The organism is Ruegeria sp. AF7 (genome assembly GCF_056541885.1).
This window is the reverse complement of sequence record NZ_JBQFYX010000001.1, coordinates 299667-317355: the sequence shown is the minus strand read 5'-3', so window position 1 is coordinate 317355 and position 17689 is coordinate 299667. Positions and strand designations below refer to the sequence as shown.

Sequence of the window (17689 nt, the reverse complement as noted above, 5' to 3'; positions counted from 1 at the left end):
CCTCGCCGACTAATCCTGAGTAAACATGTCCTGACGGCGCAGACAAGAGGAATCTCGGGTTTTCACCAGCTTTTTTGCTCAGGTCGGCGGTTTTTGCCGCAAACCCGCCGCTCAACCCGGCATTCTCGCGCCGACAACGCGGTCGCGACCGTCCAGATCATGGATCACCCGAACGTCCACCAACCCGGCGGCGTCGAACAGGGCTGATACTTTTACCGCCTGCGTCGGACCAATTTCGACAAGAATTCGCCCGCCCGGAAACAGAAAATCCGGGGTCGCCGCCGCGATCCGACGATACGCGCCCAACCCGTCCCCTTCATCCGTCAGGGCCATACGCGGCTCGTGCTCACGCACTTCGGGTGAAAGCTCTTCCATCTCAGACACTGAGATATACGGCGGGTTGGAAACAATAAGGTCGAACTGCCCCTCAATGTTTTCAAGCCAGTTTGATCGAAGGATCTCAACCCGCGCCTCTACCTGATGCTGAACCGCATTGGCACTGGCTTGCAGGCAGGCGGCTTCGCTCAGATCAACACCCAAGCCCGTGGCACTGCTGCGTTCGGCCAGAAGGGTTATCAGGATACACCCCGAGCCCAGCCCCAGGTCGAGGACATGATCAAATGGTTCGCTCAACGCTGCTTCGATCAGGGTTTCAGTTTCCGGGCGCGGATCAAGGACATCCCGGCTGACGCGGAACCTGCGGCCGTAAAACTCCCGCTCACCCAACAGATGCGACACCGGAACCCGAATGGCACGCAAGGAGATCAGCTGATCATAACGCTCGGCAATTTCAGGCTGTAATTCTTCCGGGGCAATCAGCGTCACCCGGCTGGCTTCAATCCGTGCAGCGTGGGCCAGCAACAAACGCGCGTCGCGCGCCGGATCGTCCACACCGGCCGCACGCAGGCGCGCTGTCGCCGCCACCATCGCCTGTGCCGCTGTTTGCAGACCTGTCATTGTGCCATCTCAGCCAGGAGCCGGGCCTGATCATCCGCCGTCAGCGCATCAATCACCTCGTCCAGATCGCCCTGCATCACCTGATCCAGCTTATAGAGCGTCAGGTTGATCCGGTGGTCGGTCATGCGCCCTTGCGGGAAGTTATAAGTACGAATGCGTTCCGAGCGATCCCCCGAGCCAACCTGATTGGCACGATCTGCCGAGCGTTCACTGTCAATCCGCTGCCGTTCCAGATCGTACAAGCGCGTCTTCAGAACCTGCATGGCGATTTCGCGGTTGCGGTGCTGAGATTTTTCGGAACTCGTCACCACCAATCCCGTCGGAAGATGCGTGATCCGCACAGCCGAGTCTGTCGTGTTCACGTGCTGTCCCCCGGCACCCGAGCTCCGCATCGTATCGATTCGGATATCAGTGGCGTCGATCTGGATGTCTACATCCTCGGCCTCGGGCAGAACCGCCACTGTCGCCGCCGAGGTGTGAATGCGCCCCCCGCTTTCGGTTTCGGGCACGCGCTGCACCCGATGGACGCCGGATTCATATTTCAAGCGCGCAAAGACATTGTCGCCTTTGATATGGGCGACCACTTCCTTGATGCCGCCCAGATCCGAGGCCTGCTCTTCGATAATCTCGAATTTCCAGCCACGCGCCTCGGCGTATCGCTGATACATGCGCAATAGATCACTCGCGAACAAAGCGGCCTCGTCCCCGCCGGTGCCAGGGCGAATTTCCAGCATCGCCGGACGGGCATCTGCCGCATCCTTTGGCAACAATGCCAGTTGGAGCGCGGTTTCCGCCTTGGGGATGCGAGCCTGCAACTCGGGGATTTCCTCCTCGGCAAGCTCTTTCATGTCCGGGTCGGTCAGCATCGCCTGCGCCTCGGCCAGATCTCCCACCAGCTGTCGCCAGGCCATGATCTGATCGACGACAGGCTTGAGGTCGGAATATTCTTTGGCCAGCGCCGCAATATCACCACCCGACGCGCCATCGGCCATGGCAGCTTCGAGGTACTGAAAACGCTGGGTGATCTGTTCAAGACGTTCTTCGGGGATCATCCCGGCGGTGTCTCTCATCCGGGGGCTTTGGTCAAGGGCAACGTCATGCTAAGCTGGCAGCCATGAAACGGGTTTTTCTTACTCTGCTGGTGACGACCACGCCTGCATTCGCCGATTACATCGGCCCTGACGGCAAGACGCGGGATTGCTATTGCACCGACACATCCGGGTCACGCATCGAACTGGGTGAAATGATCTGCCTTCAGGTCGACGGACGCATGTTCACCGCGCAATGCCAGATGTCCCTGAACGTTCCCATGTGGCGCGAGGTTCAGGAGGGGTGTTTGTCGTCTGGGTTACACTCGGACTGGCCTAATTTGGATACACCACCAGATGGTGACAACTCTCTCTGAGCGCTACAAGTCTTCCCACTTGCTCAAATTGCACGCCCAATGTTGGAACAGCCTGAGTGCGACTGTCAGCAAAGTAAGTGGTACGGCGGCCAACGCTGCAGGGCCAAATATATTGGGAAGGCAAAAGTTCTCGCCAAGAATGACAGTTACCCCGGCCTGAACCGAAGCAACTATCAAGGTCAACAAGACAAACACAGCAACATTGGTTAATGGCGAAGCCCAATACAGAAAGGGTCTTGGTTCAAAGCCAAGGGCTTTCAATCGTTCAAGCTCAGACTCAATTCTTATGTGCTGCTTAACACCGGCCTGCTCAATTTCAGCCAATGCATTATGGAACTTTTTCTCATAGTCATTCATACGTCCAATTTAGGAACTTTCCCCTTGATTTCAATCTATTGAAGTGCAGTCAACCACCCATCGACCCGCGTCCTGTTCACCCCGAAATCCTTGCGACCAAACCGCAAGCGGCCGTGAATGCGCAGGGTGTCTCCGTCCTGCTGAGCCGTGGTGTAGTCGGGAAAGCCGATCCATTTCGTGCGGGTGATATAGGTGATCATGCCCTCGCTGACCGAGCCGGCCAATACTGTAGTGCGCGGCGTGGCTTGGGCAACCTTGTCAAGACGCTGCAACCCGTCGGGGCCGGTTTCAACAACGCGCAACACACCACCCGGCAAGTTCTGGCTTTCGGTCGAAACCAAAGCGACGTGCCACCGCGCAGGGTCTGACGGTGCCAGCCGGACATAGGCGCCCGCCCCAACCACAAGCGCAATCACTGCCCACAAAGCCATCTTTTTCATCCCGCTCCATCCCTTTTGTGAACCCTAAGCGGAACAAAACCGGCGGCAAGACATTCCACCGCGTCTTACCGCGACGTCACACCCGGAAGGATGCACAGCATCTCATAGATCAGATTGGCTGCTGTCAGTGCTGTGTTGCCCGATGGATCATAAGGGGGTGAGACTTCGACCAGATCGCATCCCACCACGTTTACCCCATGCAGGGCATGGATCAGTTGCAGCGCTTGCGGTGTCGAAAGACCCGCGATTTCCGGCGTGCCGGTGCCCGGAGCGTATGCGGGATCAAGGCTGTCGATGTCGTACGAGATGTAAACCGGGTGGTCCCCAATGATCTTGCGAACCTGCGATCCGATCTGGGTCAGGTTCTGCTGCCACAGCTCCCATGCGGGGAACTGGCGGAAGCCCCAGTCCTTGGCCTCGGTAAAATCCGAGGCTGCATAACCCGAGCCGCGAATGCCGATCTGGAACGTCTTGTCGGGAACAATCAGCCCCTCTTCATATGCACGACGGAAAACGGTGCCGTGGGTTTCGCGTTCACCGAACATCTCGTCATTCACATCGGCATGAGCGTCCACATGCACCAGCGCCACGGGCCCGTGTATTGCCTTGATGGCTCGCAGGATCGGCAGGGTGATCGAATGATCGCCCCCCATGGCCATCGGGATCACGCCTTTCGCCAAAATGGCGTCATAGCTTTCCTTGATGATCCTGAGGCTGTCCGCAAGCGAGAAGGTGTTGATCGCCAGATCCCCAATATCGGCTATCTGCAAACTGTCGAACGGGGCCGCTCTGGTGGCCATGTTATAGGGCCGGATCATCGCGCTTTCGCCGCGGATCTGCTTGGGGCCAAAGCGCGTGCCCGACCGCCACGACGTGCCGATATCCATCGGCACCCCCAGCACCGCCACATCCAACCCCTCAAGCGAGGAGGCCTGCGGCAGGCGCATGAATGTGTTCGGCCCGGAAAACCGGGCCAGATCATTCCCGCTAAGTGGTTGGTTGAATTCGGTCATGTGCGTAATGGTCCCGTCCCTGTTCGTCACTTGATCCAGCACATACCTTAAGCATGGCTAACTGTTGGTTAACGTGAACCCTTGCGGGTTTACCCATCTGCTTTATCCAGCTTGTTCCACCCCAACAGGCAAATGATCTGCGTCGCCACATGGGCCCCAGCAATCGCTGTCGCACCTGAGGTGTCAAAGGGCGGCGATACTTCGACAACGTCCCCGCCCTTGATATTGATCCCGGCAATGTCGCGCAGGATGATTTGCGCCTGAATCGAGCTTAATCCACCCCAGACTGGCGTGCCCGTACCAGGGGCAAAAGCCGGGTCAAGACCGTCGATGTCAAAGCTGAGGTAAACGGGGCTGTCACCAAGAATGTTCTTGATCTTCTCTGCCACAGCAGCTGGTCCCGATTCATAAACCTCGCGCGCATCGATGATGTTCACGCCCAGCGTATCCTCGTTCGTCGTGCGAATACCCACCTGGACCGAGCGTTTCGGATCGACAATGCCCGACTTTACCGCCTTGTAGAACATTGTCCCGTGATCCACGCGGGACATGTCGTCGTCGGCCCATGTGTCGGTATGCGCATCGAATTGCAGCAGGGACATTGGCCCGAATTTCTCGGCATAGGCCTTGAGGATCGGAAAGCTGATATAGTGATCGCCACCCAACGCGACCGACGCCACATCAGCAGCCAGAATGGTTCGGATGTGGTCGGTCAGCGTGTCAGGAAAGGCCGGGATATTGGCGTAATCATAAGCCATATCGCCATAATCCACGATCGCCAGTTCACTCAGCGCATCAAAGGGCCAGCCATAAGGCGCATCGGGCGACTGAAGCGCGCTGGCCTCACGGATCGCCCGCGGGCCAAGGCGCGTGCCGGGCCGGTTCGTAACTGCCTGATCAAACGGCACGCCAGTAACGGCGATGTCCACACCCTTCAGGTTCTTGGTGTAAAGCCGCCGCAGAAAAGACGTCGCCCCGCCGAACGTATTTTCATAAGACAACCCTTTGAGGTCCGGATTGGTGAATGCCTCATCCACCTGGTTTCTTGCGTCTTCCAGTGCCATGTCTTCTGTAGTCCCTTTCCCGAACCTTTATCAGCTCAACGGCTGCGCTTTTTCCACGATCCGCGCGAAAAACGACGCGCCCACCGGCGCGATTTCGTCGTTAAAGTTGTATTTCGGATGATGCAGCCCTGCGCCTTCGCCCTGCCCAAGGAACAAATAAGCACCGGGGCGCTTTTGCAGCATGTACGAGAAATCCTCGGCCCCCATCTCGCGCCCGGTATTGCCGGTGACGCGGTCGTCTCCGGATATTTCACGCGCCACCTCGGTCGCAAATCCCGCCTTTTCGGCATCATTGATGGTGGCAGGGTAATCTACATTGTATTCCAATCGCGCCTCGACCCCATAGGATTTGGCTTGCCCCTCGACAATCTCGGCCATGCGCCGCATCACCATCTGCTGGACGTTCGGGTCGAATGTTCGAACGGTGCCGTTGATATAGGCCGTATCCGGGATCACGTTGTTGACCGTGCCGGTGTGGATTTGCGTGACCGAGACAACAAGATCATCCAGCGCATAATGGTTGCGGCTGACAATGGTCTGAATGGCCTGCGCAATCCCACAGGCCGCCATAACCGGATCACGGGTTTCATGCGGCATCGCACCGTGGCCACCGACTCCCTGAATATGCACTTCGAACGTATCGACAGCCGCCATGATCGGCCCCGGCGTGGTATAGAATGTCCCTTCGGCAAATCCCGGCGCGTTGTGCAGCGCGTAGACCTGTGAGATGTCGAACCGGTCCATGATGCCTTCTTCGACCATCACACCAGCACCACCGCCATCTTCCTCGGCGGGTTGAAAGATCAGCGCCACGCGACCGCTGAAATTTCGCGTCTCGGCCAGATAACGTGCCGCGCCCAGTAGCATGGTAGTATGCCCGTCATGGCCGCAGGCATGCATCTTTCCGGGGTTCTGAGAGGCATAGTCAACGCCCGTTTCCTCGGTAATTGGCAACGCATCCATATCGGCGCGCAAGCCAATCGTCGGCCCGTCGCCCTGCCCGTTGATGATCGCGACCATCCCGGTCTTTGCGATCCCCTCATGCAACTCATCAACCCCGAACTCACGCAGACGTTCGGCCACAAAGGCTGCCGTTTCATGGCATTCGAATTCCAACTCGGGGATGGTATGCAGATACTGGCGCCATCTGGTCATGTCGGCAGAGAAATCGGCAATTCGGTTGACGACGGGCATCTGGGGTGGACTCCTGATCGGGACTGCGGAATGGATGCATCTGACACCGGAATGAAAGGGTTCGCAATGGCTGAAAATCCTCTGATCCATGACAGCAATGCAGGTATCGAACGGCTGCTGGAAATCATGCGCCGCCTGCGCGATCCGCAATCCGGCTGCCCGTGGGATATCGAACAGGATTTCGCGACCATCGCCCCCTATACGATCGAAGAGGCCTATGAGGTCGCTGACGCCATCGAACGCGAAGCCTATGACGAGCTTAAGGGAGAGCTGGGGGATTTGCTGTTCCAATCCGTGTTTCACGCCCAAATGGCAGAAGAAGCAGGACATTTCACCTTTCAGGACGTGGTGCGCACCATGTCCGACAAGATGGTCAGCCGCCATCCGCATGTGTTTGGCGATGAATCCCGCGACAAGTCGGCCGACCAGCAAACCAAAGATTGGGAAGCCATCAAAGCCGCCGAGCGGGCGGGCAAAGAACAAAAAGGTGCACTGGACGGTGTGGCTGCAAACCTGCCCGCCCTGTTGCGCGCGCATAAGCTGCAAAAACGTGCCGCTCGAGTGGGGTTCGACTGGCCTGACGCCAGCCATGTGCTGGCCAAGATCACCGAAGAAGCGGCCGAACTGGAAGAGGCGCGCGACAAAATGGATGCCGACGCGCTGGAAGACGAGTTCGGCGATCTGCTGTTCGTGATGGTCAATCTGGGCCGTCATCTTGGCATCGAACCCGAAGCCGCCCTGCGTCGCACCAATGCCAAGTTCACCCGTCGCTTTGAAAAGGTCGAAGCCCGGCTGGCCGAACGGGGCAAGACCCCCACGCAAAGCGATCTGGCCGAGATGGATGCGCTGTGGGACGAGGTCAAAACGGAAGAGCATCGCGCGAATGGCAAACTCCCGCCGGTGGATACACTGGCCGCGACCAGAAACGGGTAGACAAGCGATCCGACACTTGCGAGTGTCCCACCTTCACGACCCCCGGAGACGCCTATGCCCCCTCGCAAGATCATCATCGACACCGATCCCGGACAGGATGACGCCGTCGCCATCCTGCTGGCGCTGGCCAGCCCGGACGAGATCGAGGTTCTGGGTATCACGGCCGTCGCGGGCAACGTCCCGCTCGTCCTCACGGCTAAGAACGCCCGAATCGTTTGTGAATTGGCCGGACGTACGGATGTGCCGGTTTATGCGGGCTGCGACAAACCGCTGAACCGCCCACTTGTCACCGCAGAACATGTGCACGGGAAAACCGGGCTGGATGGCCCGGTCCTGCCGGATCCGCAGATGCCATTGGCCGAAGGTCACGCAGTGGATTTCATAATCGACACACTGCGCGCTGAAGAACCGGGAACAGTGACCCTGTGTCCGCTGGGGCCGCTGACAAACATCGCGACTGCATTTCGCAAAGCCCCCGATATCATCGACCACGTGCAGGAAATCGTCTTGATGGGCGGGGCGTATTTCGAAGTCGGCAACATCACCCCCACCGCTGAATTCAACATCTATGTCGACCCAGAAGCTGCTGATATCGTATTCAAATCCGGAAAGCCAATCGTTGTCATGCCATTGGATGTCACACACAAGGCGTTAGTGACCAAACCACGAAATGACGCGTTCCGCGCATTGGAAAGCAAGGTAGGAAATGCCGTGGCCGAGATGACGGATTTCTTTGAACGCTTCGACAAAGAGAAATACGGCAGCGCGGGTGCTCCCCTGCACGACCCTTGCGTCACCGCTTATCTGATACGCCCCGAGCTGTTTTCGGGCCGCCGGGTGAATGTCGAGATTGAAACAGGGTCTGACCTGACCTTGGGCATGACCGTCGCCGATTGGTGGGGTGTCACCAACCGCGCACCAAATGCGCTGTTCATGGGAGAAATCGACGCCGACGGCTTTTTTACCTTACTGACAGAAAGGCTGGCCAGACTATGAGCGCTGCCCTCCGCCTTGCGCGCCCCGACGATCTGGATCGCCTTATGACGCTGGTCACCGCCTTTCATACCGAGGCCGGGCTGACACAAGACGCCGACAAGACACGCAATGCCCTCGCCCCCATGCTGGATGGCATCCCTCATGGCTGTGTCTATCTGATCGGGCCCGGACGTGCGCCGTTGGGATATATCATCCTGACCTTTGGCTGGTCAGTCGAGTTCGGCGGCATGGACGGTTTCGTGGACGAGATCTATATACGCCCCGCCGTTCGGGGCCGCGGCATTGCCTCCGAGGTTCTTTTGGACCTGCCCAAAGCGCTTGCCGGGGCAGGCCTGATGGCTCTTCATCTGGAAGTCGACCGAAACAATGAATCTGCCCAAAAGCTCTATCTGCGCACCGGGTTCAGACAACGTGACAGGTATATGCTGATGAGCAAGGTACTTTAGCGCGACTCGCCGCGGAAGATATTTGCCGGATTCATGTCCTGAACCGGGTCATTCGACGAAACCTGTTCTCCGGTTATCGGATACGTTCCCGGACCCGCGCAGGCGGACAATACTGTGATGGACGTTGTAGCGATTATCAGAAGGAATTTGGATACAGACATCGTAGTCTCCTTTCTGCAATGAAGACAAACTACGGCATTCGGTGTGGACGTGATAAGTAACAAGTTCACACATAAGAATAGATAAGCCACATTTTTATTGTCAAACACCTCCAAAACAGACGGATATATCCCTGAAAACTCTAACTTTTCTCAGGCCCGCGCGTGTCATTCTCAAATAGCGGCATCTCGAAAAAAAGCAGGTGGTCACGTGCGATTTCAGGAGTTTGGTAATAGGCGTCGCGCAGGTGAAAGCCCAAAGACAGGTATAACCGAGTCGCCGCTTCCAGGGGTTTGCCGGTGTCCATTCGAATATAGTCGAACCCAAGATCTCGACACATTTCGATCAGCGAAAGCATGATGGCACAGCCTGCGCCGGTCCCTCTTGCTGCGTCAGTTACAAATACGCGTTTGATTTCAGCCACACCAGGCTCGTACGTGTGAAACATGCCGCAGCCGACCGGTTCCCCATGCAGTAATGCCAGTTTGATCCCACCGTTCGGCGGCGTGTGTTCCGCGTCGATGTTGTCCATTACACGGGTGTATTTTTCGCTTGGGTAGAAGGCCTGAACGATCTGGGCGGTTCTTTCATCCAGCGCCAGCAGGAAATCCCTGTAATCCCAACACAAACGCCGAACCGCTTCAAACTGGTCCGGCGTTTCCGGTTCGATGATGTTCAGCACAATGCGACCCCCGGATTAAACCCAGGGGCCAGCCTAGCACCAAGTGCGTTATTTGCGAAGGATCGACGCGCCTGCGTATTCCGCAACCTCGCCCAGCGATTCTTCGATGCGGATCAACTGGTTGTATTTGGCCAACCGGTCCGACCGCGCCAGCGAGCCAGTTTTGATCTGACCGCAATTGGTCGCCACCGCCAGATCAGCAATGGTGGCATCCTCGGTCTCGCCCGAACGGTGCGACATCACGTTTGTGTAACGCGCACGGTGCGCCATATCGACGGCGCGCAGGGTTTCGGTCAGCGATCCGATCTGGTTCACCTTGACCAGCATCGAGTTCGCGCAGCCGCGCTTGATCCCTTCGGCCAAGCGCGCCGGATTGGTCACAAACAGGTCGTCGCCCACCAACTGCACCTTGTCGCCGATGGCGTCGGTCAAGGCTTTCCAGCCGTCCCAGTCATCCTCGGACATGCCATCTTCGATCGAGATGATCGGATAGTCATTGACCAGCGCCGCCAGATAAGTTGCGTTCTCCTCGGATGTCAGGGTGATCCCCTCGCCCGCCAAAACGTATTTGCCGTCCTTGTAATACTCGGTCGCCGCACAATCCAAGGCCAGGTGGATTTCTTCTCCCGGTTTGTAGCCCGCCTTTTCAATGGACTTCAGGATGAAATCCAGCGCCTCGCGTGTGCTGGCGATGTTCGGGGCAAATCCGCCCTCGTCACCGACACCGGTGGCCAGACCGGCAGCCGACAGCTCTTTCTTCAGGGTGTGGAACACTTCGGACCCCATGCGCACAGCCTCGCGAATATTCGCGGCCGAGGTTGGCATGATCATGAATTCCTGAATGTCGATCGGGTTGTCGGCATGTTCGCCGCCGTTGATGATATTCATCATAGGCACCGGTAGCACGCGGGCCGAGGTGCCGCCGACGTAGCGATAAAGGGGCTGCGTGGTGAAATCCGCTGCGGCTTTGGCAGTTGCCAGCGACACGCCCAGAATGGCGTTGGCACCCAGACGGCCTTTGTTATTGGTTCCGTCCAGTTCGATCATCGCCTGATCGATGGCCACTTGCTCTGTCGCGTCAAAACCCACCAGTTCCTCGGCGATTTCACCATTCACGGCGGCCACGGCTTCCAGAACCCCTTTGCCCATATAGCGGGATTTGTCGCCGTCGCGTTTTTCAACGGCTTCATGTGCGCCGGTGGACGCACCGGACGGTACGGCGGCGCGGCCCATGGTGCCGTCTTCCAGAATCACGTCGACCTCGACCGTCGGGTTGCCCCGGCTGTCCAGAATTTCGCGCGCGTGGATGTCAATAATGGTGCTCATGAGGTCTGTCCCTATGGCTGCAGTCGGTTGCACGCGTCATAGCAGCAACCGGCCAAAAGTAAACCGGTTCCGTTATCGCTAACACGCATATTTACCGACCTTTAGGGCTAACAGTTTGCTGTTTGCGCCAACAGGTTCACGCCGGGACCAGATTGCGCGCCAAACGTCGCTCGCGGATAAAGGTGTACAGGCCAGATCCGATGATGAGGCTCGCCCCTGCCATTGTCAGCGCGTCAGGGCGTTCCCCGAACATCAGCATTCCGGCAAGGATCGAAAACACCAGACGCGTGTAACGGAATGGCATCATGGCCGAAGCCTCGCCAACCCGCATGGCCGTGACGATGCCGTAATACCCTAGAACACCAAAACCGATCGCCCCCAGGTACGGACCTGCCTGGTCGCTTTGTACCGGCACGAAGGGTGTTCCTGAAATAACCATCAACAGCAACCCGGCCAGCGCCACTGCGATATACGCCTGCATCGCCACAACGGATGAAGCCACCCGAACATCCAGCTTGCGGGTTATCAGATCACGCGCCGCAATCGCAAACACGGTCAGAACGACAAACAGTGAATCTGGCTGAAACCCTTCCAATCCGGGGCGAATGATCATCAGAACACCGACAAAGCCGACACCAATGGCGCTCCAGCGGCGCCAGCCGACCTGCTCTCCCAGAAACAGGGCCGCGCCCATGGTCACGGCAAGCGGCATGGCTTGAAACACGGCGGCGACAGTGGACAGATCGATCAGCGACAGCGCGGTGACAAAGGTCACGGCACCGAATCCTTCTGTCCCTGCGCGTAGCATCGGCAGCAGTTTCCACGCCACGGGATCGAAGATGCGTTTGCGGGTGACCACCGACATCACCGCAAAGACAAGCCCGCAGAACACACCCAGACACACCATGATCTGACCGGTCGGCACAGCGCCCGACAGGAACTTGATGAACATATCCTCAAGCGAAAAGGCCGCCATCGAGCCGATCAGCAAAAGGATGCCGTTTACGTTATTCATGCGCGCGTCCACAGGAAAAGGGTACTTGGGGTGCAGTGTCCGGGCACATGAACCGCAACCGGCGACGTCTGGCAAGCCAATTCCCGAAACGTTCAATGAATTAACGTGGTGGGGCCGTTCGCGATTTGTGATGGATCACTCCTGCTTGAGCGGTACGCCGTACAGTTCCAGCCGATGCCCTTTCAGCTTGTACCCAAGCTTGGCGGCGATCTTTTCCTGCAGGGCTTCGATCTCGGGATCGACAAATTCGATGACCTCGCCCGACTGCATGTCGATCAGGTGATCGTGGTGATCGCGCTCGGCATCCTCGTAACGGGCCCGCCCATCGCCGAACTCCAGACGCTCCAGAATACCGGCCTCTTCGAACAGTTTGACCGTACGATACACCGTCGCAATCGAGATGCCTGTGTCGATGGCAGAAGCACGCGCGTACAGTTCTTCGACATCCGGATGGTCGTCGCTTTGTTCCAATACCTGCGCGATGATCCTTCTTTGACCGGTCATGCGCAGACCTTTGGCCTCACAACGTCCAATAATCGTTTCCGACATGATGCCCCTCAGAATTGCTCGGGTGTCTGTCTTAGTATGTCTGCGCACTTTGCGCCACAGGGATTTCTTCTTTTCCGTTGAAGTTAAGCCACGCGCGCCAAATCAGCCCAAACCGGCAAATGATCCGATGCGATATGTGCGGGGCGCGCGTCATGGACACCATGCGCAGTGGCCCTGACGCCCGCGCCCAGCGCGATCCGATCCAGCGCGCCCAGCGGCTGCGCGGCGGGAAAACTTGGCTTGGGGGGCAGGAAACGCATTTCGGGTGCCAGGTGATCCAGAATCGGCTGTCGGGACCATTCGTTGAAATCCCCCGCCCAGACAGTCGGCATCTGCTCCAGCTCTTTATCAAACCGCCTGATATGCGAGATCTGCTGACGTCGCGATGCGGGCAACAGCCCCAGATGCATACCCATCACCCGCAACGGCCCGATAGGGGTATCAAATTCGACACGGACCGCGCCGCGCGGTTCAAGCCCGGGCAATTCGTGATGTCCGGTCCGCCGGACCGAAAGGCCCTCGCCACGCCAGATCACCGCGTTGCCATGCCAGCCCAGACTGCCGGCACCGCCCAGATCGACGATCTGCCAACCGGCTTCATCCAGCATGAAATGCGGCAGGGCCGCCGGGCGCGGCGGCAGACGTTTGTCGGCCTCCTGCAACACAACGATATCGGCCTGCATATGTTCGATGACCTGCAAAATGCGCTGCGGCTGGCGCCGGAAATCCAGCCCGAGGCATTTCTGAATGTTATAGCTGGCAATGCGAAGGGTGGAAGATGACTGCATATAGATCTGACCAGTGGGCTTGACCCAAAGTGACACGCCTGCCGCCGGACGCAACCCTTCAGTTTCACTTCGCAGCAACGGCAACCGGGGAAGTCGCCTTGGAATGGTATTTCGCTTAAAAACCCGGCACGTGACGCGGCCGGAAACAAATGGGTTTCCCCTCATTTCATCCGGGAGCGGCAGGACGGAAGTGCCGCAGTTTCAGCGCATCCAACACCGATTTAGACCGGACAAAACAATTCGCCCCTCCCCGCGAAACCATACCGCACCGAGCGACTACCAGAGATGTTTGACCGTCACGTACCACAGAACGTGGCGTGCACGACCTCGTTATCGGTCGGGGGCCGTTTCAGATCGTCCGCATCTGCCTGATCGTCGTAAGGCCGTGCGAGGACGGCGTTCAGCCGATGGAACGGCTGGTAATCCCCCGCCACCGCTGATTGGATCATCTGCTCGACCCGGTGATTGCGCGGAATAAAGGCTGGGTTCGCTGCGGTCATCACGTCATGCGGTAACGCCTCACGTGCCAAGCGTGGACGCCAGCCCTCTGCCCAGCTGTCAAAGGCCTGCGGGTCGATAAACTGATCGCGCGCGGTATCTTTGCCCAGCGCACGGAAGGTGTTGGTGAAATCAGCCTGCCCCTCGGCCATGCGTTTTAGCAGATCGGTGATCAGCGCCTGATCGCCTTCTTCAGCGGTCGTCAGTCCGACCTTTGCCCGGAACCGGGTCAACCAGTTCTGTTGCAGCAGGTCCGGCATGGCATGCACGATCTCGGTCGCCTCCTCAACAGCGGCGTCCTTGTTGTCCATCTGCTGGATCAAAGAGGTTGCCAGCTGCGCCAGATTCCACACTGCAATATCTGGCTGGTTGGCATAGGCATAACGGCCCATCCGATCTATCGAGCTGTAGACCGTATTGGGGTGATAAACGTCCATGAAGGCACAGGGGCCATAATCGATGGTCTCACCCGCGATCGAGCAATTGTCGGTGTTCATGACCCCATGGATAAAGCCCACGCTCATCCACCAAGCGATCAGGCGGGCCTGCGCATCCCGAACGGCCCGCAACAGGCCCATTGGACCTTGGGCTGCGGGATAGTGGCGCGCGATGGCATAGTCCGTCAGGCGCCGCAGATTGTCCAACTGCCCCCGCGCAGCAAAGACCTGAAAGGTGCCTACCCGCAAATGGCTGGTTGCAACCCGGGTGAGCACCGCACCGGGCATCGGGCCCTCCCGGAACACGGTTTCACCGGTCTCTACCGCCGCCAGTGCGCGTGTTGTGGTGATGCCCAACGCGTGCATCGCCTCGGACACCACGTATTCGCGCAGAACCGGACCCAGCCAAGCCCTGCCGTCGCCCCTACGTGAAAACGGCGTCGGGCCCGAGCCTTTCAGCTGAACATCCCGCCGCACACCATCCGTTCCGACAGTTTCGCCCAACAGCACCGCGCGCCCGTCCCCAAGCTGCGGGTTGTACTGGCCAAACTGATGCCCGGAATAAAGCTGCGCGATGGGGTCCGCACCATTGGGGATGCGATTACCTGCAAAGGCTTCCGCCATCTCTTGCACGTCGCCTGGATGGACCTGCAACAGCCGTGCCAGATCATCATTGAACGCGATCAGCTTGGGCGCGCGTACAGGCGCCGGTTTCTGTCGCGCAAAAAACGCGTCCGGCAGGCGGGCATATGAGTTATCGAATGGAATGGTCAGTGTCATGCGGCAAACATATTCCCCGTGCGCACGAATACCATAGCGGATCACACCTTACCGTGCATAATCGCGTCAAACACACGAGGGCCACATGACCGCACAAGAGATCATCGACCGCCTGAACCTGCAACCTCACCCCGAGGGCGGCTGGTACGCGGAAACCTGGCGCGCCGAGAACAAGGGCCGCCCGACCGGCACCTGCATCTACTTCTTGCTGCAGGCGGGGGAAAGCAGCCACTGGCACCGGGTCGACGCGACCGAGATCTGGCTCTACCACGCGGGCGCGCCATTAATCCTGTCCTTGAGCGCAACAGACAAGGGCCCGGCGGTTGACCATGTGCTGTCACCCGATTTGTCTCGGGGCGCACCGCAACTGATTGTTCCCACCGGCCATTGGCAGGCCGCGCGCAGCACCGGTGATTACACGCTGGTCAGTTGTACAGTGTCTCCCGGATTTCAATTCGATGGGTTCCAACTGGCAGAACCTGGGTTTGATATCCCTCGGGGATAGGTTGATCTGGGGATGCTCTGAAAAGGTGAGTTTACAGAAAGTTACGCATTTATCATTCTGTAAACGCAACCGCAGGTATCGGAGCATCGGGTGATTGTGAAACACATCTTTCTGGTCCTTCTGCTTCTGTTCGCAAGCACCTGTCTTGCGAGCGCAGAGACCGCCTGTGCAGAATCCCCCCATTCATCCGAATTGGCACTACCCGATTTGGAGGAGGAAGTCGCAACTGAACACATCGAACCTGCTGCGACTGTTGAACCTGCGGTGCTGATCTCGAAACGCCCTGCGCTGCGCCCTTGCAAGTTCCGCCAGTTTGAAGTGGGTCGTCAGCGTATGCGCGACCGCGGCGCGGTCTGTGGTGACTGGACCATTCTGGGCGAAACCCGCGCGTCTTTGGCTGGAAAAGCGCTGGGTTGCGGCATCGCCAACCCGGTCCGGATTTACAGAATTTCGGACATTGCGCTCAGCCAGTTTTCGCTGATGGACTGTCAGACAGCTGTCACGCTGAAAACGTGGATCGAAAACGTCGCCAAACCCGTCTTCGCTGATCTGGGTGGTGGGCTCAAGGGGATGCGCGTTGTTGGCCACTATGCCTGCAAGACGCAGAACAACCAGCCCTATGCGCGCATTTCCGAACATGCGCGGGGTCGGGCCATCGATATCTCGACCTTCGTGTTGCAGGACGGAACGCAGATCACCGTTCAGGACGGATGGAGCGACACCGATCAAAGCACCGTGTTACGAGAGTTGCACAGCGGAGCCTGTGGCCTGTTTGGAACTGTTCTTGGTCCTGATGCTGACCGGTATCACAAAGGGCATTTTCACTTCGACACAGCCCGTCGCAGTGGCAAGCCTGTGTGTCGATAACGCGTTAGCCGTTACCTGTATGCAACCTCAACCCACCGGTTGAGCGTTCACAGTACTGACCATGCCGCCACCCACCAGCGCTTTCACCCCGGTTGTTCCCGGGCACGAGGTTGGCAATCCCCGCGCCACACGCACGGCCAGATAGGCAAAAGCCTGCGCCTCGAGCATATCACCGTCCAGCCCCACGGCCTCGACCGGTTCGACCGGGCAGTCGAGGGACACGCGCAGCATCTCCATCAACACCGGATTGCGCCGTCCACCGCCTGTAACCAGCACGCAAGACGGCGGTTGCGGACAATGTTCCATCCCCTGCACCACCCCCGCTGCGCACATCCCGGTCAGGGTCGCCACCGCGTCAGCGTCACCCAGTTCTTTCACCAGGTCGATCATCTCAGAGAAATCATTCCGGTCCAGCGACTTGGGCGGCATGCGTGCGAAGAAAGGCTCAGCCAGGAACAGCTCCAGCGCACCCATTTCGACGGTGCCATTGCGCGCAACCGCACCATCCCGGTCCAGCGGCTGCCCCAGCCGGGCCTGCATCAGGTCATCGACCGGTGCATTCGCCGGCCCCGTATCAAAGGCAAGCAGCGCCCCCGGCGCCTCGGGACCATCAAAGCTTGGGTCCACATAGGTCAGATTACCAACACCGCCCAGGTTCAGAAAGCACAACGGGCGGTCCGCGCCAAACCACTTGGCGCAAGCAAAGTGAAAAAACGGTGCCAGCGGAGCACCCTCGCCCCCCATCGACACGTCGTCGCTCCGGAAGTCCCAGACCACCGGGCGCCCCAGCGCCTGCGCCAGACCAAGACCATCGCCCACCTGCAGTGTGCCACGCCCGCGCGGTTCATGCACCAGCGTCTGGCCGTGAAAGCCGATCAGATCTACATCTTCGAACTCGGACAGCGCCTCGGCATGGGCTATGGTTACCATTTCAGCCGCCGCATCGACCTGCGGGCCGTGCCATTGCCCCAAAGCCGCCCGCAGCACATCGCGTTCAGCGTCGGTATAGGCGCGATAGCCGCTTTTCCCGAATCCAGCGATGGAATGCCCGTCGGTTTCCACCACCGCAGCGTCCACCCCGTCCAGCGACGTACCGGACATCGCGCCCAATGCCCGAACCATTCCGTGTTTCTTGATGGTTTGGCCCACGCCCGCCTCCTGATCTGGCATTGTTTCCGCCGTGCCCGGAGTTCTGGACTTCACCTCTGGGTTGCAGCTTGGTCAAGGTGCTTTTGTTATGCCGCCTTGGCAAGCCTTCTGATTGGGGGCGTCGGTTTT

The 17689-nt window shown here is 58.6% G+C and carries 21 protein-coding genes; 6 read left to right on the top strand and 15 right to left on the bottom strand.

The window, feature by feature from the left end:
* Positions 1 to 111: 111 nt before the first annotated feature.
* Positions 112 to 957, bottom strand: a complete 846-nt coding sequence (gene prmC / locus ACR0AP_RS01625; protein WP_480504880.1) for a peptide chain release factor N(5)-glutamine methyltransferase — start codon at positions 955 to 957, stop codon at positions 112 to 114.
* Positions 954 to 2009 (bottom strand): peptide chain release factor 1, encoded by a 1056-nt coding sequence (gene prfA / locus ACR0AP_RS01620; protein WP_480505795.1) that lies wholly within the window; start codon positions 2007 to 2009, stop codon positions 954 to 956. The genes prmC and prfA overlap by 4 nt, the downstream gene beginning before the upstream one ends.
* A 62-nt stretch (positions 2010 to 2071) precedes the next feature.
* Here prfA and ACR0AP_RS01615 point away from each other — a divergent pair, with 62 nt between their 5' ends.
* Positions 2072 to 2362: a hypothetical protein gene (locus tag ACR0AP_RS01615; RefSeq protein WP_480504878.1), complete on the top strand. Its 291-nt coding sequence runs from the start codon at positions 2072 to 2074 to the stop codon at positions 2360 to 2362.
* 3 nt (positions 2363 to 2365) lie between these two features.
* Here the strand turns inward: ACR0AP_RS01615 and ACR0AP_RS01610 are convergent, their stop codons facing one another.
* The 5 genes from ACR0AP_RS01610 to ACR0AP_RS01590 form a co-directional block, all read right to left on the bottom strand.
* Positions 2366 to 2719: a DUF6404 family protein gene (locus ACR0AP_RS01610; RefSeq protein WP_480504876.1), complete on the bottom strand. Its 354-nt coding sequence runs from the start codon at positions 2717 to 2719 to the stop codon at positions 2366 to 2368.
* Between the two features lie 35 nt (positions 2720 to 2754).
* Positions 2755 to 3150: a DUF1499 domain-containing protein gene (locus ACR0AP_RS01605; RefSeq protein WP_480504874.1), complete on the bottom strand. Its 396-nt coding sequence runs from the start codon at positions 3148 to 3150 to the stop codon at positions 2755 to 2757.
* Positions 3151 to 3224: 74 nt separating this feature from the next.
* Positions 3225 to 4172: an agmatinase gene (gene speB / locus ACR0AP_RS01600; RefSeq protein ID WP_480504872.1), complete on the bottom strand. Its 948-nt coding sequence runs from the start codon at positions 4170 to 4172 to the stop codon at positions 3225 to 3227.
* A gap of 89 nt (positions 4173 to 4261) precedes the next feature.
* Positions 4262 to 5236 (bottom strand): agmatinase, encoded by a 975-nt coding sequence (gene speB / locus ACR0AP_RS01595; RefSeq protein WP_480480570.1) that lies wholly within the window; start codon positions 5234 to 5236, stop codon positions 4262 to 4264.
* A 30-nt stretch (positions 5237 to 5266) separates the two neighbouring features.
* Positions 5267 to 6430 (bottom strand): M20 aminoacylase family protein, encoded by a 1164-nt coding sequence (locus tag ACR0AP_RS01590; protein WP_209503692.1) that lies wholly within the window; start codon positions 6428 to 6430, stop codon positions 5267 to 5269.
* A gap of 66 nt (positions 6431 to 6496) precedes the next feature.
* Here ACR0AP_RS01590 and mazG point away from each other — a divergent pair, with 66 nt between their 5' ends.
* Genes mazG through ACR0AP_RS01575 form a run of 3 tightly spaced genes read left to right on the top strand, consistent with a single transcriptional unit; the run spans position 6497 to position 8805 of the window.
* Complete coding sequence (gene mazG / locus ACR0AP_RS01585) at positions 6497 to 7363, top strand: nucleoside triphosphate pyrophosphohydrolase (RefSeq protein WP_480505793.1); 867 nt, start codon at positions 6497 to 6499, stop codon at positions 7361 to 7363.
* 54 nt (positions 7364 to 7417) lie between these two features.
* Positions 7418 to 8359: a nucleoside hydrolase gene (locus ACR0AP_RS01580; protein ID WP_480504870.1), complete on the top strand. Its 942-nt coding sequence runs from the start codon at positions 7418 to 7420 to the stop codon at positions 8357 to 8359.
* Positions 8356 to 8805, top strand: coding sequence for a GNAT family N-acetyltransferase (locus tag ACR0AP_RS01575; protein ID WP_480504867.1), 450 nt, complete (start codon positions 8356 to 8358; stop codon positions 8803 to 8805). Before ACR0AP_RS01580 ends, ACR0AP_RS01575 begins: the two co-directional genes overlap by 4 nt.
* Here the strand turns inward: ACR0AP_RS01575 and ACR0AP_RS01570 are convergent.
* The 7 genes from ACR0AP_RS01570 to ACR0AP_RS01540 all read right to left on the bottom strand — a co-directional run bounded on the left by ACR0AP_RS01570 (position 8802) and on the right by ACR0AP_RS01540 (position 15039).
* The gene (locus ACR0AP_RS01570) at positions 8802 to 8966 is read right to left on the bottom strand and encodes a hypothetical protein (protein WP_480480564.1); all 165 of its coding nucleotides are present in this window, start codon (positions 8964 to 8966) and stop codon (positions 8802 to 8804) included. The genes ACR0AP_RS01575 and ACR0AP_RS01570 overlap by 4 nt on opposite strands.
* Positions 8967 to 9106: 140 nt before the next feature.
* Positions 9107 to 9646 (bottom strand): GNAT family N-acetyltransferase, encoded by a 540-nt coding sequence (locus ACR0AP_RS01565; RefSeq protein WP_480480562.1) that lies wholly within the window; start codon positions 9644 to 9646, stop codon positions 9107 to 9109.
* A gap of 48 nt (positions 9647 to 9694) precedes the next feature.
* Complete coding sequence (gene eno, locus ACR0AP_RS01560; protein WP_480504865.1) at positions 9695 to 10972, bottom strand: phosphopyruvate hydratase; 1278 nt, start codon at positions 10970 to 10972, stop codon at positions 9695 to 9697.
* A gap of 136 nt (positions 10973 to 11108) precedes the next feature.
* Positions 11109 to 11987 carry a DMT family transporter gene (locus ACR0AP_RS01555; protein ID WP_480480558.1) on the bottom strand — a complete coding sequence of 293 codons (879 nt, stop codon included), beginning with the start codon at positions 11985 to 11987 and terminating at the stop codon, positions 11109 to 11111.
* 135 nt (positions 11988 to 12122) lie between these two features.
* Positions 12123 to 12536, bottom strand: coding sequence for a Fur family transcriptional regulator (locus ACR0AP_RS01550; RefSeq protein ID WP_209503686.1), 414 nt, complete (start codon positions 12534 to 12536; stop codon positions 12123 to 12125).
* Positions 12537 to 12619: 83 nt separating this feature from the next.
* The gene (locus tag ACR0AP_RS01545) at positions 12620 to 13324 is read right to left on the bottom strand and encodes an endonuclease/exonuclease/phosphatase family protein (protein WP_480481649.1); all 705 of its coding nucleotides are present in this window, start codon (positions 13322 to 13324) and stop codon (positions 12620 to 12622) included.
* A gap of 296 nt (positions 13325 to 13620) precedes the next feature.
* Entirely contained in the window at positions 13621 to 15039 is a 1419-nt protein-coding gene (locus ACR0AP_RS01540) for a protein adenylyltransferase SelO (RefSeq protein ID WP_480504863.1), read from the bottom strand.
* 85 nt (positions 15040 to 15124) lie between these two features.
* On the opposite strand from ACR0AP_RS01540, the gene ACR0AP_RS01535 reads away from it, so the two are divergent.
* Together ACR0AP_RS01535 and ACR0AP_RS01530 are read left to right on the top strand one after the other, a co-directional pair.
* Positions 15125 to 15544, top strand: a complete 420-nt coding sequence (locus ACR0AP_RS01535; protein WP_480485391.1) for a cupin domain-containing protein — start codon at positions 15125 to 15127, stop codon at positions 15542 to 15544.
* Between the two features lie 90 nt (positions 15545 to 15634).
* The gene (locus ACR0AP_RS01530; RefSeq protein WP_480504861.1) at positions 15635 to 16411 is read left to right on the top strand and encodes an extensin-like domain-containing protein; all 777 of its coding nucleotides are present in this window, start codon (positions 15635 to 15637) and stop codon (positions 16409 to 16411) included.
* Positions 16412 to 16438: 27 nt separating this feature from the next.
* Here ACR0AP_RS01530 and ACR0AP_RS01525 read toward each other — a convergent pair whose 3' ends face one another.
* The gene (locus ACR0AP_RS01525; RefSeq protein ID WP_480505791.1) at positions 16439 to 17533 is read right to left on the bottom strand and encodes an anhydro-N-acetylmuramic acid kinase; all 1095 of its coding nucleotides are present in this window, start codon (positions 17531 to 17533) and stop codon (positions 16439 to 16441) included.
* Positions 17534 to 17689 lie beyond the last annotated feature (156 nt).

Bases quoted from the DNA above. Each gene is read 5' to 3' on its own strand.
- ACR0AP_RS01570 (WP_480480564.1), bottom strand. From the start codon at position 8,966: ATGTCTGTATCCAAATTCCTTCTGATAATCGCTACAACGTCCATCACA.
- ACR0AP_RS01525 (WP_480505791.1), bottom strand. From the start codon at position 17,533: ATGGTTCGGGCATTGGGCGCGATGTCCGGTACGTCGCTGGACGGGGTG.
- speB (WP_480480570.1), bottom strand. From the start codon at position 5,236: ATGGCACTGGAAGACGCAAGAAACCAGGTGGATGAGGCATTCACCAAT.
- ACR0AP_RS01535 (WP_480485391.1), top strand. From the start codon at position 15,125: ATGACCGCACAAGAGATCATCGACCGCCTGAACCTGCAACCTCACCCC.
- prfA (WP_480505795.1), bottom strand. From the start codon at position 2,009: ATGATCCCCGAAGAACGTCTTGAACAGATCACCCAGCGTTTTCAGTAC.
- ACR0AP_RS01590 (WP_209503692.1), bottom strand. From the start codon at position 6,430: ATGCCCGTCGTCAACCGAATTGCCGATTTCTCTGCCGACATGACCAGA.
- ACR0AP_RS01550 (WP_209503686.1), bottom strand. From the start codon at position 12,536: ATGTCGGAAACGATTATTGGACGTTGTGAGGCCAAAGGTCTGCGCATG.
- ACR0AP_RS01540 (WP_480504863.1), bottom strand. From the start codon at position 15,039: ATGACACTGACCATTCCATTCGATAACTCATATGCCCGCCTGCCGGAC.
- ACR0AP_RS01605 (WP_480504874.1), bottom strand. From the start codon at position 3,150: ATGGCTTTGTGGGCAGTGATTGCGCTTGTGGTTGGGGCGGGCGCCTAT.
- ACR0AP_RS01580 (WP_480504870.1), top strand. From the start codon at position 7,418: ATGCCCCCTCGCAAGATCATCATCGACACCGATCCCGGACAGGATGAC.
- speB (WP_480504872.1), bottom strand. From the start codon at position 4,172: ATGACCGAATTCAACCAACCACTTAGCGGGAATGATCTGGCCCGGTTT.
- ACR0AP_RS01615 (WP_480504878.1), top strand. From the start codon at position 2,072: ATGAAACGGGTTTTTCTTACTCTGCTGGTGACGACCACGCCTGCATTC.
- mazG (WP_480505793.1), top strand. From the start codon at position 6,497: ATGGCTGAAAATCCTCTGATCCATGACAGCAATGCAGGTATCGAACGG.
- ACR0AP_RS01545 (WP_480481649.1), bottom strand. From the start codon at position 13,324: ATGCAGTCATCTTCCACCCTTCGCATTGCCAGCTATAACATTCAGAAA.
- eno (WP_480504865.1), bottom strand. From the start codon at position 10,972: ATGAGCACCATTATTGACATCCACGCGCGCGAAATTCTGGACAGCCGG.
- ACR0AP_RS01575 (WP_480504867.1), top strand. From the start codon at position 8,356: ATGAGCGCTGCCCTCCGCCTTGCGCGCCCCGACGATCTGGATCGCCTT.
- ACR0AP_RS01555 (WP_480480558.1), bottom strand. From the start codon at position 11,987: ATGAATAACGTAAACGGCATCCTTTTGCTGATCGGCTCGATGGCGGCC.
- prmC (WP_480504880.1), bottom strand. From the start codon at position 957: ATGACAGGTCTGCAAACAGCGGCACAGGCGATGGTGGCGGCGACAGCG.
- ACR0AP_RS01610 (WP_480504876.1), bottom strand. From the start codon at position 2,719: ATGAATGACTATGAGAAAAAGTTCCATAATGCATTGGCTGAAATTGAG.